We start from the raw sequence: 16,186 nt of genomic DNA, 5'->3' as shown, positions 1-16,186 counted from the left end.
CCGTCTACCGCCCCCGCCGTCAAGTGAAATTGTGATAAGGATCTATCGCGTGATCACAACATGGGTGGCGCGTTCGCCCGCCACGCTTTCGGCGACGCGATAGCCGAGCGCCGGAAGGTCGAGCCCGGCGAACAGCGCTTCGCCGCGGCCGAGCAGGACTGGCGCGATCGCCAGATGCATCTCGTCGATCAGGCCGGCGCGCAGATATTGGCGGACGGTCTCCGCGCCACCGCCGATCTTCACGTCCAGCTCTCCCGCCGCTTCGCGCGCGCGTTCCAGCGCCGCCTCGATCCCGTCGGTCACGAAATGGAAGACGGTGCCGCCCTCCATCTCGATCGGCGCGCGCGGATGATGCGTCAGGATGAACGTTGGCGCGTGATAGGGGGGATTGTCGCCCCACCAGCCCTGCCATTCATTGTCGGGCCAGTCGCCGCGAACGGGGCCGAACATGTTGCGGCCCAGGATGAAGGCGCCGAAGCCCGCCATCGATTGCCGGGCGAAACGCTCGTCCACACCCTCTTCGCCGCCCTGCTCGCCAAACATCTCGCGGAAGGTGCGGGTGGCGAAGGCCCATTCGTGCAGGGATCGGCCGCCCTTGCCCAGCGGATCCTCCAGGCTCTGGTCCGGCCCCGCCCCGAAACCGTCGAGCGAAAGCGCGAAACCGGCGACCTTGACCTTGCCCATGATGATCTCCTGACTGATTGTGCTTTGCAAGCAGTTGCGGCTATCGCAACCAGTTGTATATTGCAAGTAGTATGACAGTGATCCGTTCCGGCTGCCCGATCAACCTGACCGTCGAATTGCTGGGCGATCGCTGGACGCTGGTGATCGTGCGCGACATCATGTTCGGCAATCGCCGGCATTTCCGCGAATTGCTTTCGCGATCGGACGAGGGCATCGCATCGAACATCCTGTCGGACCGGCTGAAGAAGCTGGTCGACAACGGCCTGCTTACTCGTGCCGACGATCCGACCCACCGGCAAAAAGCGGTCTACAGCCTGACCGAAAAGGCGATCGAACTGGTGCCGATACTCGTCGCCCTGGGCGCATGGGGGCGCCGCCATTTGCCAGTGACGCCGCCGCTGGCGATCCGGCAGCAATTGCTGGAAGAAGGCGGGCCGGCCTTATGGGCGGCGTTCATGGACGAGCTTCGCCATCTCCATCTGGGGACACCTTTGCGAAAAGGCCACGAGCCGGTGCTGGAAAGGCTGACCGCGGAATTCCAGCGCGTGATGGCGGAACAGGGCCAGGCTTGCGAGCCCGCGCCTTGCGATGGCGGGGCAGGTGGCTCCTAATCCAGCTTCATGCCGGGTTTCCAGCCGCTCGCGGCAAGAAAGGCCTTGGGATCGGGCATTTCGATGATCTCGCCAAGCGCAGCGCGCCTGTCCTTCGCTTTCCGATAATAGGCCTTGGCGACGCGATACCCCACCCAATAGCCGAGATCGCCTGGGCGTTCGGGCGTGCCGCGGCCATTATAGAGCCAGTCCGACCCCAGCGCTTTCTTGTCCTTGTCCGCCAGAAAGGCGGCTTCCAGTTCGGCTTCCCGGCCCTTGGTCGCCGCGATCAGATGGCGATAGCTGACCGAACCCGAAATCAGCTCACCGACAAATTCGGCGGCGCCCTCGGTCAGCGCGGCGGTCAGTACGCTCTCGTCGGGATTCTCCACCTGCGCGGCGGGCTGCTGCACATGGGCATATTCGTGCGCGATCACGTAGACGAAGCGATCCTCCGGATCGGGCTCCATGAAATCGAAGGCGCATAATGTTTCCAGGCCGATCATCACCCCCGACGCATTGGCGGTGCCGCCGGTCTTGCCGCGCCCGACGGCGAGCGTGACCGGCGGATAGACGCCCTTGGGATAAAGCGCCGCGAGCTTCGCCAGCGCGGGCGCGAGCCGCGCTTCCACCTGCGGCAGCACTGCGGTGCAGTGGCGCGCATTCTCGAACATCGCGGGGTTCTGCGCAATCGCGGCGGCGATGCGCTCGCCGGTGATGGTGCGCAGCTTCGCGAATTCGGCCAGGCCGGCGCTGCCCTTGTCCAGATAACCGCGCTGGAGCTGCTCGGCGGTCGGTTTGCCGCCCGTCGCATCATAAAGCGCATAGAAGCGCGTGACATCGTCGGTGCGGATATCAGGCCCTTTGGCGGCCTGCGGCGTGGCGGCGGTGAGCAGGGTCAACGGGGCCAGGAAAAGCAACGCGGCGCGTTTCATATCGTCTCCAGCAAGGCGGAGAAGGCATGTCCGTCGCGCCGGGTGCCGTCAAGCTGACAGGCTGCGCAGGAACAGGTCGAACAATTGTGCCTGCGAATGCACGTCGAGCTTGGCGTAGATATGGCGCTTGTGATTGGCGACGGTGCCGGCATCGATACCGAGCACGCGCGCCATCGACTTGGTCGAATGGCCCTTGAGCATCAGTTCCACGGTATCGACTTCGCGCGGTGTGAGGACGTCCGGCTGTATCATCCGCACCTTTTCGCGCAGGTCGAAGGCGGGGGCTGGCGCAGGGCGTTCGGCTTGGCCCTGATCGGCCCAGGCGATATGGGCGGCCACGAAGCGTAGAACGAAGGGCGCGACGGCGTGCAGCCGCGCGATCTCGTCCATCGAAAAGGCGGCGCCACCTTCGCGTTCGATGAAGATATGGACGGTGCGTGCCGCATCGGGCTGGACGATGTAGCGCAACTCGTCCGACACATCGGTGAACTTGTAGAAGCGGCGATAATATTCGGACTGGGGAAAGGCCTCCGGCATGATGTCGCGCATCCGGTAAAGGCCGGAAGCGCCCTCCAGCGTCAGCCGGTGGAAGGGGTCGAGCGCATAGAGCCCCTGGATATAGCCCGCCATGCTGTCGCGCATCAGCGGCATGCCGCGATTGGACTGGATGAGCACCGGCGGTGCATCAGGACAGAAGACATAGACGATGAAATTCTGGAAGGTGCAGATTGCGCCCAGTTCCGCGCAGAGCGCGGCGAGACCGCCGGGTGTCGCGATCGCATCGATCAGCCGTGCGCCCGCTTCGGACACCGCAGCGAGCTTCGTTTCGTTTCGATCCTGCTCCATCTTCGTCCCCGCATCCGCGAACGACATGTCCATGACATGGCCCGCCCGATGAACAGAGCTCGGCATTGCGGCTGATGCAAGTCCGGCGTCGCGCCGGCATTGCGGTCGGACAAGGCGATGGAGAGAAGAGGATGAGGGGGCGTCGATCGCTGGGTGGGTCATTCCTTACTGCTCCGCGCAAGCGTTTCGGCGTTATCCCGCGTGTGTCGAACCGAGACCCGCGATCACCGCATCGACAGTGGCGATCGTGCCGAAGATGCCGTCTTCCACCGTGATCATGTGGATCGCCGCTTCGTGTGCATAGGCGTCGCCGCTTGCGCAGCAATCGGTGACGGTCAGGCACTGATATTTGCGGTCGACCGCTTCGCGCAGCGTGGTGTGGACGCAGACATCGGTGGTGATGCCGCTGAACAGCAGGTGAGTGATGCCCTGCGTGCGCAGCACCATGTCCAGATCGGTTTGGCAGAAGGCGCCGTTGGCGGTCTTGTCGACGATGATGTCGTCGGGGGCAGGGCGCAGTTCGTCAACGATATCGAAGCCCGGTGTGCCGCGCAGCAAGGCGGCGGCATCGCCTTCGCCGTCGAAGACGATGCCCGCACGCGCCGCGCGCCACAGATCGTAGGGGGATGCGTCCGCCAGGTCGGCGCGATTGCCCTGCCGCGTCCAGACGATGCGGCAGCCCGCCGCCCGCGTGGCGTCGACCAGTCGGGCAAGCATGGGAACGATCGCGCGCAACGGTGCCGGATCATAGCCCCTGCGCGCGAAATAGCCGTCGGGCGCGAGATAGTTGTTCTGCATGTCGATGACGAGCAGCGCCGTCCGTGCCGGATCGAGCCGCCCGTCATAGGGATAGTCGAAGGGTTTCGCCGCGATCGCCATAGTCGTCATCCCTCAGAAACTGAAACCCAGTCGGGCTTCCACCGTGCGCGGCGCGCCGTAGAATTCGGTGTCGGCAAAGCCGGCGTAGTAGAAGCGCTGCGTCTTGTAGAGGCGGTTCGTCAGGTTGCGGCCGATCAGCGCGACATGCATGCGCCCACCGGGCAGATCGTAGCGCAGATTGGCGTTGAGCAGCGCATAGCCCGCCTGGCGCTCGCGTTCGAAATCGGTGAATTGCGGAAAATTGACCGAAGACTGGTAGCTGACCTCTCCGCGTGCGGTGATCGATCCGCTGGCGCCCATGTCCAGCCGGTACTGCGCACCCGCCGTGAAGCTGAGCCTGGGGGTCAGCGGCATCGGCAGGCCGATCACCCTCTCTTCGGTGACCGGCGAGATGAAGTCCTTGAGCCTGGTCTTGAGCCAGGCGCCGTTGAAATCGAGCGACAGCCCCTCGGCGGGCCGCACAATCGCCGAGAGTTCCAGCCCGAGGATCGAGGCGCTGGCGGCGTTGGTGATGCGCGTGAAGATGCCTTGGGGCGTGAACAAGGTCGTGCGGAGCTGAAGATCGGTATAATCGTAATAGAATGCGGCGATACCGAATTCGGCGCGGCCGTCGGCGGTGCGGTTCTTGCTGCCGATCTCATAGGCCCAGATCCGCTCGGGCCGGAAGACGGTGGCGGTCGTCTCCAGATTGGCGCCGCCGCTCTTGAAGCCGCGCGTCGCGCTCGCATAGAGCTTGCCGCCGTCATAGGGCCGGTATTCGACGAGTAATTTGGGTGTGAAGGCGTCGCTTTTGGCCACTGCCCGCAGCGCGATCGGATCGGGCAGGAACAACGGCGCGGCGAAGACGCCTTCGCTCACCTGCCGCTCGCGTGTGTAGCGTGCGCCTGCCAGCACGGACAGGCGGGACGAAAGCGGCACCGTGACCTCGCCGAACAGCGCCCGGCTCTTGCTCACGCGATGCTGCGTGACATCGGTGTAAACATAGGGATCGACGACGGGATAATCGGAATCGATCTCGGTGCCGAATCCGCCGAAGGTCTCGCGCGCATAGTAGGCGCCCGCCGTCCAGGAGACCGCACCGGGGCGGCCACCGGAAATCTGGAATTCCTGCGAGAAGAAACCGGAATCCACTTCGGAGACGACATAGGCGATCAGCCCGCCCGCGCCGTCGACATCGCTGCGCTCGCGCGTGGAATAGTCGATATGACCGGTGACCGATTTGAGCGTGACGCCGCTCAGGTCGAGCGTGAGCGTGCCCGAAAGCAGCAGCGCCTTCTGGTCGAATTCCGGCGGCACGTCAAAATTGACACGGCGCGGATTTTCACGCTGCGGCGCGATGCCAGCATAGACCGGGGAGTCGGGATTGTTGCTGCCGCCAAAGCCCGTCGTGCCCTTGTCGCGCGCATATTGCGCGGTGAAATCGGCGGTCAGCGTATCGGTCAACGCATAATGGCCGCGCAAGCGCAGTCCGGCATAATGGCGATCGTCGATCTCGCCACCTGCGGCGTTGATGTTCTTCGTATAGCCGTCGTCATCGGCATAGGCGCCGGAGAGGCGCAGGCCGCCGCGCTCGCCCAGCGGTACCGTGACGCCCGCCTGCGCGGTCATCAGGTCGCGGCTGCCATAGCCGACATAGCCGTCGGCCGCGAAATTGTCGCCGGGCGCGCGCGAGATGATGTTGATCGCGCCGCCGGTGGCGTTGCGCCCGTAGAGCGTGCCCTCCGGTCCCTTCAGCACCTCGACGCGATCGACGTCGAACATCTCCGCAATGGCGAGCCGGGTATTGGGCACATAGATGCCGTCGAGATGGACCGCAACCGACGGACCGCCCGCCGCGATATTGGTGCCCACACCGCGCAGCGAGATGCGCGTCGAACCGCCGCCCACCGCCACTTTCAGCCCCGGCGTCTGATATTGCAGGTCCGCGATCGTCGTGACGCCGCTCGATTGGAGGTTTTCCCCCGAAAACACGTTGAGCGACGCGGGCACGTCGATCGCGCGTTCGCTGCGCTTGCGCGCGGTGACGACGATCTCTCCACCCAGGGGATCTTCCGCCTGCGCGGTCTCCGCCGTCTGGGAGGCGGCGGTGGCGGGCAGCAGCGCCGCGAGCGCGATCGCGGCCAGCGGCGTGATGGGGGCGTGCGCGTTCATTCTCGTTTCTCCCTGCAATTCCTCGCAAATTTCCGCTGCGATGCCGCGGCCTTCGGACCGTCTGACGTGTCGGGATTTACGGGGGTGGGAGAAGCGCTGGCTATATCCTAGATATGATGGGTGCCGCCGAGCCGGTTGCGCGCACGTCCGGCTTTTCCGGAGTTTCGCTATTGGCTGGTCCTTTGTCGCGCCGGCGCAGGGACCGGAGCCGTCGCGAGCGGCAGCACCTCATCCGTCAATATCTTGAGCAGTCGTGCGGGCTCTTCGAGGAACATGACATGCGCCGAATGCTGCAGGATGTTCATCGCCTTATAGGGTGCGTCGATCTCCCGCTCCAGTTCGGCCGCCTTGCCGACGGGGGTCGTCAGGTCATGGCGACCCGAAACGAAGATCATCGGCACGTCGAAGCGCCTGCCCAGATCCTTGCGGAAATCCCAGGTGGCGACCGAACGGACCAGCGGCAGCCTAGTTTTCCGTGAGTCGTCGCGAAACAGCGTCGATGCGAATTCGCGAAGCGAAACGCTGGGCGACAGCAGCGGCCAGCTCAACGTGCGCCGCGCGAGATCCTCGCCGCTTCTGGCATTGTACCAGAAATAACCCTTGGGTGCGGCCTCCGCCTGGATTGTGCCGCTCCATTCGCCAAAGGCTTCGACATTGGCGGCGGGCGGGCCGGGAGGAATGCGCGTCAGCCGTGCGACGAAATCCTTGTCGCCGGAGGCTCGTGCGATCGCGAGCATCGCGTCCTTGCTGTCCTGGAAAAGCGTCGGCCAATTGGTCACCTGCCCGAGCCCGACATAGGCATACAGCAGATCGGGGCGCGCGCGTGCGACGCTGGCGCCGATGATCGTTCCGAAGGAATGGCCGACAAGGATGACCTTGTCCTGGCGATAGCGCTTGCGCAGCACTTCGATGAGTTCGATCGCGTCGGCAACCAACTGGTCTTTGGTGACGGGGCCCATTTTGTCGAGATCGATCGCCGATCGCCCGAAGCCGCGCTGATCCCATTGGACGACGGTGAAATAATCCTCCCACGGCTTCTGAAAGGCGTAGGAGAAATCGCTGACCGCGCTTCCCGGGCCGCCGTGCAGATAAAGCAGCAACGGCTGGCCCTTGGACATGGCGCGCGCCGTGATCCATTGGCGGACGCCGCCGATCGTCACATAGCCCTGATCGGCGACGCCATCGGCCCGGTAGATTTCGGATATGCCGGCATTGATCCTCTGGATCTGCGATCGCGTCCATAATGCGCCGACAAGCCAGACGGCGAAGAGCAGCAGCGCTATCGCCGATATAAACAGGGCGTATCGGCATATCCGTTTTGCGAGGGCTTTCGTCACGGAGCTGTTCCTTCTTTTCTGGGGTCTGGGCCGCTGTGCCGGGCCGCGACGGCACGATCGCACTGAGCATATTTACGCTACATTAAAGTAGCGAAATGTCAAATTTCGCTCCACAGGAGTGGCGAAAACATCGGTGCCGGGTTAGGGCTGCACTGAACTGAAACGAAATTTTCAATCCTGCACGGACGGGCGCGAGGAAGATGGACGCTGGACTCAAGCCAAGAGGCAGGCCGAAGGATGCCGCGGTCGAGAAGCGCATGCTTGATGCCGCGATCGACCTGTTGATCGAGGTCGGTTTCAGCGGACTGACGGTCGACAAGATCACCGCGCATGCGGGCATTCCGCGTTCGACCTTTTACCGCCGCTGGCAAACGGTGAACGAAGTGGTGATCGCGGCGATCAGGGACGTCTACGCCGACACCTATCCGACACCGCCCGATACGGGCGATGTGATCACCGATCTCCGGCAGATGGTGCGGGCGATGGCGAAGCTGGTGGCGGATCGCCGGCTTGGCCGCGTCTTCCGCTTTCTCATCGCCGAAATGGCGGTCGATGCGGATTTGCGCGCCGCGACGATGGAGATCGTGCGCCAGCGTCGCGCGATCGCCACGGCGGTGCTTCAGCGCGGCATCGACAAGGGGCAACTGCGTGCCAACACGAATGCGCCGATGCTGATCGAAGTGATTTCGGGCGCGATGTTCTTCCATCAGTTCTTTGGCGAAACCGAGATCGACGAAGCCTATGTCGACGGTGTCGCCACCCTGGTGCTGGAGGGGGCCCTCAACAGCGCGAGCAGCAGCGCCGAAAGCAGCAATGCCGCGGCCGCCAGCACCACCAGGGCGGAATAGCCGAGCGCCTGGGCGAGGATTGCGGCGCTCACAGGCCCGATCGCGGCGCCGGCCATGAAGGCGGCGGCCTGCATCGCATAGATGCGGGAGAAATATGCCAGGCCGAAGAAGCGGCTGACGAGATAGGATGCGACGTCGCTTTCGGCCCCCATGCACAGGCCGAAGGCGAGAGAAGCGCCAATCAGGGCCGCGCGCTGGTCGGGAAGGCCGGCCAGCATGAGTAGCCCGGCGGCGCCGATCACGCCGAATATCGCCCCGATCGCGTTTGCCGGATATCGATCCATGAGCCAGCCCCCCAGCAGTCGGCCGCCGATCGTCGCGGCCCCGATGCCCAGTTGAAAGCCCGAGGCGCTGAGCGCATCGATTCCCAGCCGATCCCAGATCTGGGCCAGTTGAGCGATCACGCCCGCCAGCGCCATGCCGAACAGCAGGAACGCGGTGGCCATGATGAGGAAGGCGGGCGTTCGTGCGGCCTCGCCCAGTGAATGGCCGTTTCCTTCGCCCGCGATGGCGCCTCGTTTTCGCCGCATATCGCCCGCCGCCAGCGCACCGATCAGCGCTGCCGCCAGCGCGATGGCGGCGAGCAGCCGCACCGCGCTGCGCCAGCCCTGTGCGGCGACGGCCGGTTCGACGATGTGCGGCAACACCATGGCTGCCAGGCCGACACCGGACAGGGCGATGCCCAGCGCCATGCCGCGGTTGTGCTCGAACCGTTCCACGATCGGCCTGATATAGGTGACGGGCGATGCGCCGGCGCCCAGGATCGCCGCGAACGCAAAGGCCAGATAGATGCCGAGGCGGCCGGGCGGGAGTGTCGATATCCACCAGAGGCAGCCAGCATAGAGCAGTGCCGAGGCGATGATCGTCGCGCGGGCGCCGATCCGGTCGGCGATCATGCCGGCGGCCGGCAGCGCAAAGATCAGCAACCCCATATGCAGGCTGATCGCGCCGGAGATTTCGGCCGGCGTCATCCGCAGATCGCGCGCCATCGGCAGGGCAAGATAGCTGAAGACGGTGATGAGCAGGACGGTGACGCCGCACGAGATGCCGATGGCGCTGCACAGTGGGATCAACGGCTTGGGCACGCGAAGTGCGACTGTCATGCCGCGCCCTCCAGCCGGGGCCAATGCGTTCTTGGGACATGGCGATAAGGCAGGCGTTCGAAACGCAGCGACAGCGCGCCCGGCGTATCGACATAAAGCACATGATCGGCCAGCGCATCGAAGCCGGCGCGGAAATGCTGGGTACTCTTCACCGCGATGATCTTCATCTCCTCTGGCGCGATACCCACGGCCCGGAAGATATCGGGGGAAAAGACCTGGCTGCGCAGCGTCGACATCACGATCGTGATTCTATCGATGCGGATTGCCGCGACATCGCCGAAATCGATGGTCACGTCGCCATAGCCGGGCGCGGTTTCGCGATGATCCCGCGCCAAGCCGACCACCTTGCCGACGATATCGACGGGATCGCCCGACGAGGCGCCGACCTTGCCGCCGATCCTGAGCGCGATCCGGTTGCCGAGGCCGGCCTTGAACGCCAGGCCGACGCTCACGGGATCCCAGATCGCGCCGATCAGGCTCGGCGGACCGGGATGCTGGAGCAGCGATTTGAGCAGGAAGGTGGAGTCGCCGGGGGCGCCGCCGCCCGCATTGTCGGCGATATCGGCCATCACGACGATGCCGTCGAGTTCGCGCGCGATCGAAATCGCCTGGCCGGCATCCAGCGGCTTCGGGCCGCATGTGCCGCGCAGGCCGATCATGCGGTTGCCGATATCCGCCGCCAGCGCACGGCCGCGTTCGATGTCGGATCGGACATAGACGAGGATCTTGGTGCCCAGATCGGCGCTGTCTCCCCAGGGGAAACCATGGATGATCGATATGGAGAGGATCTCCGGATCCTCTTCGATCAGCTCGAGTTCCGCCAGCAGATCGCGCATCGGCGCAGCGGCGGTGTAGTAGATGTCGATCTGTGCACAATCGAAGACGCAGGGCAGCATGGCGATACCCAGACACAGGCGGTGGACGCAGAGATCGAACAGCTTCGCCGTCGCATCGGCAATGTCGGTATGCGGATATTCCCGATAGGCGATCAGCACATCGGCATGCCCCAGCATGGCGGAGGTCAGATGACTGTGCGGATCGAGCACGGCGCCGATGAAGACGCCGGGGCCGACAAGCGCGCGCACGCGACGCAGAATATCGCCCTCGCAATCCGATACCGTTTCGGCGGCCATGGCACCATGCAGATTGAGGATGATGCCGGAAAACGGGCCGAGCGCGGCGATGTCGTCGATCAGCGCGCGTGTCAGCGCTTCATAGGCGGCTGCGGTCACCGGACCGGCGGGCTGTGCGATCAGGTTGAGGCCCCTTATTACGGTGCCGCCGACGGCATGAACGGCTTCGAAGACGAGGTCGGTATCGGGCCTGTCGGCTGTCAGCAGCCCCGAATCGACGAAATCTTCGACACCGCACGGGATTGGGGAAAAGGCGTTCGTCTCGGTCGACAGGCCACCATAATAGATCTTCAAATCGCTCTCCCTTGTCGCGCCGGGCGGCGCTCCACCAAGGCGCGGACCGCGTTATCGCCGATCGGCGACGCCACCATCATTACGCAACAAAAATGTATTGTAAATGGTGCAGGCGGTTGTAAACAAGGATCAGGCCTACCCGGCGGGAGATTCGGCGGCCTCGGGCAAGGTTCAATTTCATCCTGGAGAGGATCGATGAATCCCTATGTCAGAAAAGGGGAGGCGACGTTCTCGCCTTTGCAGAAGAAGGCGTGCGAGATGATGTTTTCGATCGCGATATGTGATCGGAAAATCATGTCGTCATTTGCGCGGTTTTCTCGAAACCTATCCTAAAAAAAGCATGAGTAGGCTGTGATCCGAAATCAAATTCGGCGTCTGCTTAAGTAAATTCGCACATCATTGTCGCGCCAGCCGATGATGGCTGGCAAGTCTTGCGCACGCCGGTGTTTCGCCACGACCGACGGCCGCGCCGCGCATCAGCATGATCACATCAGAAAACAGGGAGAGGTTCATGAAGACCAGATCGATGACCCGTATGCGCCGTGGAGGACGAGCCGCCTGGGCCGGTGCGCTGCCGCTATCCTGCGCTCTTCTGGCCGGCCCGGCCATGGCGCAATCCATCGAAGAGACCGCGCAGGCGCGGAGCGGCGAAGAGACGGACGAAGAGATCGTCGTGACCGCGTCGCGCATCAGGCGGGACGGTTTCGTCGCGCCGACCCCCACCACCGTGGTCGGACCCGCCGAACTGGCGCAGGGCGGGCGGACCAATATCGCCAATGTGCTGGCGGACATACCGCAATTCCGGTCGACCGACTCTCCGACCACGACGACGACCACAACCAATACCGGCTCCGCCACCGCCGATCTGCGCGGTCTCGGTTCGGTCCGGACGCTGGTGCTGATCAACGGCCGTCGGCCGATATCGAGTGGCAGCGGCGGCACGGTCGACCTGAACGACGTGCCCTTTTCGCTGGTCGAACGCGTCGAGGTGGTGACCGGGGGCGCGTCCGCCGCCTGGGGGTCGGGCGCGGTGGCCGGTGTCGTCAACATCATCCTTGACGATCGCCGCAAGGGGCTCGACCTGACTGCGCAATATGGCGTGTCGTCACGCGGCGACGGTGACGAATATAAGCTCGGTGGTTCCTTCGGCACCGATTTCGCGGATGGGCGCGGTCATCTGAGCGTTGCCGCCGATTATGTCGAGACCAGCGCCATCCGGCCCAAGACCAGCCGGAGCAGGGTGGGGCGCTGGGCGTTGATCCGCGATCCCGATGCGACCGAAGAGAATGGGCAGCCGCTGTTCGTGACCGTGCCCAATGTGGGTTTCTCGATCCTGAGCCGAGGCGGGCTGATCCTGTCGGGGCCGCTCGCGGGCCAGCAGTTCCTGCCCGGCGGCGCGCTGGCGCCGTTCGGCTATGGCGCGATCGTTTCGGGTGCCTATACGACGAGCGACGACGCGCCGTCGTTCGATACCGGTTCCGCGCTGTCCGCGCCGGTCCGCAGGATATCAGCCTATGGCCGGGCCACCTATGCGCTTGGCGACGATATCCGCCTTTCCTTCGATGCGTCGCATGCCGATGTCAGGAGCGTCTCCGACACGCGGCCGGATTCCAACTTCGCCGATCTGCTCATCCGCGCAGACAATGCTTTCCTGCCGGCCGCGGTGCGCGCGGCGATCGTCGCACCGGGCCAGGATCCGACGGAGGCGGGATTCATCATGGGCCGATACAATGCCGATTTCGGACTGGTGCGCGCGGATACGCGGCGCCGATCGACGCAGGGCACGATCGGCCTCGACGGCAGCCTTGGCGAAGGCTGGAAATGGGACGCGTATTACACCTATGGCGTGACACGATCGATCGTGCAGCTTCAGAAACTGCGGATCGCATCCAATTTCCTGGAGTCGGTGGATTCGGTGATCCACCCGATGACGGGGCAGCCGATCTGCCGTTCGGCGCTGACCGTGCCCTCCACCGCATGTGTGCCCATCAACCTGTTCGGCGAGGGCGCTCCATCGGCTGAAGCCCTGCGCTATATCCAGGGGGATCTGTTCGCCAACACCAGGGGACAACTCCATGTCGCGGCCGCAAGCATCCGCGGCGAGCCGTTTTCGCTCTGGGCGGGGCCGGTTTCGATTGCGGCCGGCGCGGAATGGCGACGGGAATCGGCGCGGCTGACCATTGATCCGCTGTCGGCCGGGCTGCGCTTCGCCTCGATCAACGCCTCGGGGCTTTCGGGCGGGGTTTCGGTTCGCGAAGGATTTTTCGAGACGGTCGTCCCGCTCGTCAAGGACGCGCCCCTGCTCAAGGCGCTGGAACTCAACGGCGCGGTCCGTTTCAGCGACTATTCCACCAGCGGCGGTATCTTTTCGTGGAAAATCGGCCTCACCAATCAGGTGACCGACGATTTGCGGCTGCGCGCGACCCGGTCACGCGATATTCGCTCGCCCAACGTCTCCGAACTCTTCTCGGCACGCGATACGTTGCATACCAGCATATTCGATCCGGTGAAGGACACGCAGGTCCAGATCGTCCAGTTCACCGGCGGCAACCGCGATCTGAAGCCTGAAACCGCGAACACGTTGACGCTCGGCGCCATCTATTCGCCGAAATGGGCGCCGGGCCTGAATCTGTCGGTGGATTATTATTCGATCGACATCAGCGGCGCGATCAAGGCGATCTCGGCGCAGGATATCGTCAATCGCTGCGTGGGCGGAAATGCCGATCTGTGCGGACTGATCGCGCGCGACGGGGCGGGGAACATCGTTTCGACCAATGCCGCGCTCATCAATCTCGCCCGTTTCGAGGCGCGTGGGATCGATTTCGAGCTATCCTACGAGACCGACCTCACGGCCCTGTCGTCAACGCTCCCCGGGCGCATCCAATTCCGGCTGATCGCCAATCATGTCGATAAATATATCAATGACGACGGTGTTTCGCGGATCGATGCGCTGGGCGATCTCGGATCCGAAGTGCTGGCGGTGCCGCGCTGGCGCGGCGTAGCGAGCGCCACCTACAGTGATCGCGACCTGACGGTGAATCTGCGCGCACGCTATGTCGGCAGCGGCGCGATCGACAAGAACCTCTCGATCGCGAACAATCATATCGATGCCCGGACCTATGTCGATCTCGGCTTCGAATATCGGATCCTTTCGGATGCCAAGCGTCGACTGAGCTGGTTCGGCAACGTCAACAACCTGTTCGACCGCGCGCCGCCGCTGAACCCTAATCCGGTGCATTACGACATTGTCGGCCGCTATTTCACGACTGGTATTCGCGCGTCGTTCTGAAACGGCCCCGGCCCATCGCGGCAATGCCGGTTGCCGGCGTCGCCGTTCCAGCCTCGCTTGGCGGGGCTCTTGCGGAAATCGAGTGAGCATCATGTCGAAGATCCTGTCCGTCCTGTTCTGGATGCTGGTGCTCGTCGCCCAGCCTGCATTGGCGGAGGCCTTGCCCACGCCTGCGCCCGTGCATCCGGGCATGTTGCGGCCGCTCGACCGGATCGACGCGGAGGCCTGGCTCGACGGACTGGTGCCGATCGCGCTGAAACGGGGCGGCGTCGCCGGTGCGGTGGTGGTGATCGTGAAGGACGGCCAGGTCCTGATCCAGAAGGGCTACGGCCATGGCGACGTCGCCAGGGGACGGCCGGTGCTGCCGGAACGGACGTTGTTCCGCATGGGATCACTCGCCAAGCCGTTCATCTGGACCGCGATCATGCAACTGGTCGAGCAGGGCAGGCTGGATCTCGATATGGATATCAATCGCTATCTCGACTTCCGGATTTCGCGGCGCCCGGACGGGCCCGTGACCCTGCGCCATCTGATGACACATAGCGCCGGTTTCGAGGAAACCGCCAAGGGCGTCGTCTTCACCGATCCCGCCTATATCGTTCCGCTTGGCGCGCGACTGAAGGCCATTCAGCCGCGGCGGATCTACAAGGCGGGTACGACCCCCGCCTATTCGAATTATGGCGCCGCCCTGGCTGGCTATATCGTCGAGCGCGTTTCGGGCGAGCCGTTCGAATCCTATGTGGAGCGCCATATCTTCGCGCCGCTGGGCATGACTCACGCGACCTTCCGCCAGCCGCTTCCCCCAGCCTGGCGCGGCGACATGTCTCAAGGCTATGACACCAGCGACGGAATGCCCAAACCTTTCGAGATCATCGGGCTGCCGCCGGCGGGCGCGCTGACTGCCACGGCGGGCGATATGGCGCGGTTCATGATCGCGCATCTCCAGAACGGAGCTTTGGGTGACCGCACGATATTGCGCCCGCAAACCGCCATGGCGATGCATGGCACGCCGATGACGTTGCTGCCGCCATTGCACCGCATGGTGCTGGGTTTCTGGGAGAATGACATCAACGGCCAGCGGGTGATCGCGCATAGCGGCGATACCGGTGCTTTCCATACCGATCTCAATCTGTTCCTCGACCAGAACATCGGCGTGTTCGTTGCGGTGAACAGCAATGGCGTCGCGGGTGGTTCGGCGGCGCTGATCGACGCGGTGCGAACGGGCTTCGCCGATCGCTATTTCTCCCGGCAGGCGGGCGGCAGGCCGATCGATCCGGGCACGGCGGCGCTCCACGCGCGAATGATGGCGGGCAACTGGATCAGTTCCAGGCGCTGGGACAGCAATTTCATGAGGATCGTCAATCTCTTCTCGCAGCTCACGCTCGACGCCGGACATGACGGATCGATCGAGGCCCCGTTCAAGGGACCGAACGGCGCCCCACGCAAATGGATCGAGATCGCGCCTTTCGTCTGGCGCGATGCCGATAGCGACGAGCGGCTGGCGGCGAAGCTGGAGGCGGGGCGACCCGTGCGCTTCAGCATCGATGGCGCCGCGCCGATCACCGTGTTCGATCGGGCGCCATGGTGGGCATCGGCCGCCTGGCTTGTCCCCGGCCTGTATGGCGCGTTCTGCGCATTCGCGGCGATGCTGATCCTCTGGCCCGTCGCCGCGCTGGTCCGCCGCCGCCATGGCGCATCGCTCGATCTGCAGCCGACCGAACGGCGCGCCTATCTGACGATCCGGATCATGGCGGCACTGGCGCTGCTGACGCTCGTTGGATGGGGCGTGGCGATCAGCGCCGCAGTCAACGAACATGGTGCGCAGTCATTGCCGATCGATATCGACGTCATCCTCTGGTTCATGCAGATCGCCAGCCTGCTCGTTTTTCCGGCCGCCTTTGCCGCGTCGCTCTGGAATCTGCGACTGGCATGGGCGCGCGACCACGCCTGGCCGATGCGGCTGTGGAACGTCGCCCTCGTCATGTCCGCCGCGATCCTGCTATGGACGGCATTCGCCTTTCGCCTGATCGGCTTCACGACCAGCTACTGATCATCGCCGGCGCCGGATCCGATCGCGCCGTTGCGGGTTGGATGTCG

Annotated in this window: 12 protein-coding genes; 4 read left to right on the top strand and 8 right to left on the bottom strand. The window is 64.2% G+C overall.

Annotated features, from left to right (window positions below; genetic code table 11):
- Nucleotides 1-42 precede the first annotated feature (42 nt).
- Nucleotides 43-684 (bottom strand): dihydrofolate reductase family protein, encoded by a 642-nt coding sequence (locus ACODTA_RS07195; RefSeq protein WP_489065177.1) that lies wholly within the window; start codon nt 682-684, stop codon nt 43-45.
- A 71-nt stretch (nt 685-755) separates the two neighbouring features.
- Here ACODTA_RS07195 and ACODTA_RS07190 point away from each other — a divergent pair, with 71 nt between their 5' ends.
- A complete protein-coding gene (locus ACODTA_RS07190; RefSeq protein WP_489065176.1) occupies nt 756-1,295 on the top strand; it encodes a winged helix-turn-helix transcriptional regulator in 540 nt (179 codons plus the stop codon).
- Here ACODTA_RS07190 and ACODTA_RS07185 read toward each other — a convergent pair.
- The 5 genes from ACODTA_RS07185 to ACODTA_RS07165 all read right to left on the bottom strand — a co-directional run bounded on the left by ACODTA_RS07185 (nt 1,292) and on the right by ACODTA_RS07165 (nt 7,422).
- Entirely contained in the window at nt 1,292-2,209 is a 918-nt protein-coding gene (locus ACODTA_RS07185) for a DUF2268 domain-containing putative Zn-dependent protease (protein ID WP_489065175.1), read from the bottom strand. The two genes, ACODTA_RS07190 and ACODTA_RS07185, sit on opposite strands and share 4 nt — an antisense overlap.
- Nucleotides 2,210-2,257: 48 nt before the next feature.
- A complete protein-coding gene (locus ACODTA_RS07180) occupies nt 2,258-3,088 on the bottom strand; it encodes a helix-turn-helix transcriptional regulator (RefSeq protein WP_489065174.1) in 831 nt (276 codons plus the stop codon).
- A gap of 159 nt (nt 3,089-3,247) precedes the next feature.
- Nucleotides 3,248-3,934 carry a cysteine hydrolase family protein gene (locus ACODTA_RS07175; protein ID WP_489065173.1) on the bottom strand — a complete coding sequence of 229 codons (687 nt, stop codon included), beginning with the start codon at nt 3,932-3,934 and terminating at the stop codon, nt 3,248-3,250.
- Between the two features lie 12 nt (nt 3,935-3,946).
- Nucleotides 3,947-6,085: a TonB-dependent receptor gene (locus tag ACODTA_RS07170; RefSeq protein WP_489065172.1), complete on the bottom strand. Its 2,139-nt coding sequence runs from the start codon at nt 6,083-6,085 to the stop codon at nt 3,947-3,949.
- A 167-nt stretch (nt 6,086-6,252) separates the two neighbouring features.
- Complete coding sequence (locus tag ACODTA_RS07165) at nt 6,253-7,422, bottom strand: alpha/beta fold hydrolase (RefSeq protein WP_489065171.1); 1,170 nt, start codon at nt 7,420-7,422, stop codon at nt 6,253-6,255.
- A 200-nt stretch (nt 7,423-7,622) separates the two neighbouring features.
- Here ACODTA_RS07165 and ACODTA_RS07160 point away from each other — a divergent pair, with 200 nt between their 5' ends.
- Nucleotides 7,623-8,270, top strand: coding sequence for a TetR/AcrR family transcriptional regulator (locus ACODTA_RS07160; protein WP_489065170.1), 648 nt, complete (start codon nt 7,623-7,625; stop codon nt 8,268-8,270).
- Here the strand turns inward: ACODTA_RS07160 and ACODTA_RS07155 are convergent.
- The gene (locus ACODTA_RS07155) at nt 8,162-9,373 is read right to left on the bottom strand and encodes an MFS transporter (RefSeq protein WP_489065169.1); all 1,212 of its coding nucleotides are present in this window, start codon (nt 9,371-9,373) and stop codon (nt 8,162-8,164) included. The genes ACODTA_RS07160 and ACODTA_RS07155 overlap by 109 nt on opposite strands.
- Nucleotides 9,370-10,800 carry a M81 family metallopeptidase gene (locus tag ACODTA_RS07150; protein WP_489065168.1) on the bottom strand — a complete coding sequence of 477 codons (1,431 nt, stop codon included), beginning with the start codon at nt 10,798-10,800 and terminating at the stop codon, nt 9,370-9,372. The genes ACODTA_RS07155 and ACODTA_RS07150 overlap by 4 nt, the downstream gene beginning before the upstream one ends.
- Before the next feature lie 511 nt (nt 10,801-11,311).
- Here ACODTA_RS07150 and ACODTA_RS07145 point away from each other — a divergent pair.
- Both ACODTA_RS07145 and ACODTA_RS07140 read left to right on the top strand, forming a co-directional pair.
- On the top strand, nt 11,312-14,089 hold the full coding sequence (locus ACODTA_RS07145) for a TonB-dependent receptor plug domain-containing protein (RefSeq protein WP_489065167.1): 2,778 nt from the start codon (nt 11,312-11,314) through the stop codon (nt 14,087-14,089).
- Nucleotides 14,090-14,180: 91 nt separating this feature from the next.
- Nucleotides 14,181-16,139: a serine hydrolase domain-containing protein gene (locus ACODTA_RS07140; RefSeq protein ID WP_489065401.1), complete on the top strand. Its 1,959-nt coding sequence runs from the start codon at nt 14,181-14,183 to the stop codon at nt 16,137-16,139.
- Nucleotides 16,140-16,186: the final 47 nt, after the last annotated feature.

The sequence above is a fragment of the Sphingomonas sp. FG14 genome (assembly GCF_057809675.1).
The sequence above is the reverse complement of the archived record's forward strand: the minus strand, read 5'-3'. Positions and strand labels throughout refer to the sequence as shown.

Excerpts from the sequence above, each read along its gene's own strand:
- ACODTA_RS07195 (WP_489065177.1), bottom strand. The coding sequence starts at position 684 with ATGGGCAAGGTCAAGGTCGCCGGTTTCGCGCTTTCGCTCGACGGTTTC.
- ACODTA_RS07190 (WP_489065176.1), top strand. The coding sequence starts at position 756 with ATGACAGTGATCCGTTCCGGCTGCCCGATCAACCTGACCGTCGAATTG.
- ACODTA_RS07185 (WP_489065175.1), bottom strand. The coding sequence starts at position 2,209 with ATGAAACGCGCCGCGTTGCTTTTCCTGGCCCCGTTGACCCTGCTCACC.
- ACODTA_RS07180 (WP_489065174.1), bottom strand. The coding sequence starts at position 3,088 with ATGGACATGTCGTTCGCGGATGCGGGGACGAAGATGGAGCAGGATCGA.
- ACODTA_RS07175 (WP_489065173.1), bottom strand. The coding sequence starts at position 3,934 with ATGGCGATCGCGGCGAAACCCTTCGACTATCCCTATGACGGGCGGCTC.
- ACODTA_RS07170 (WP_489065172.1), bottom strand. The coding sequence starts at position 6,085 with ATGAACGCGCACGCCCCCATCACGCCGCTGGCCGCGATCGCGCTCGCG.
- ACODTA_RS07160 (WP_489065170.1), top strand. The coding sequence starts at position 7,623 with ATGGACGCTGGACTCAAGCCAAGAGGCAGGCCGAAGGATGCCGCGGTC.
- ACODTA_RS07155 (WP_489065169.1), bottom strand. The coding sequence starts at position 9,373 with ATGACAGTCGCACTTCGCGTGCCCAAGCCGTTGATCCCACTGTGCAGC.
- ACODTA_RS07145 (WP_489065167.1), top strand. The coding sequence starts at position 11,312 with ATGAAGACCAGATCGATGACCCGTATGCGCCGTGGAGGACGAGCCGCC.
- ACODTA_RS07140 (WP_489065401.1), top strand. The coding sequence starts at position 14,181 with ATGTCGAAGATCCTGTCCGTCCTGTTCTGGATGCTGGTGCTCGTCGCC.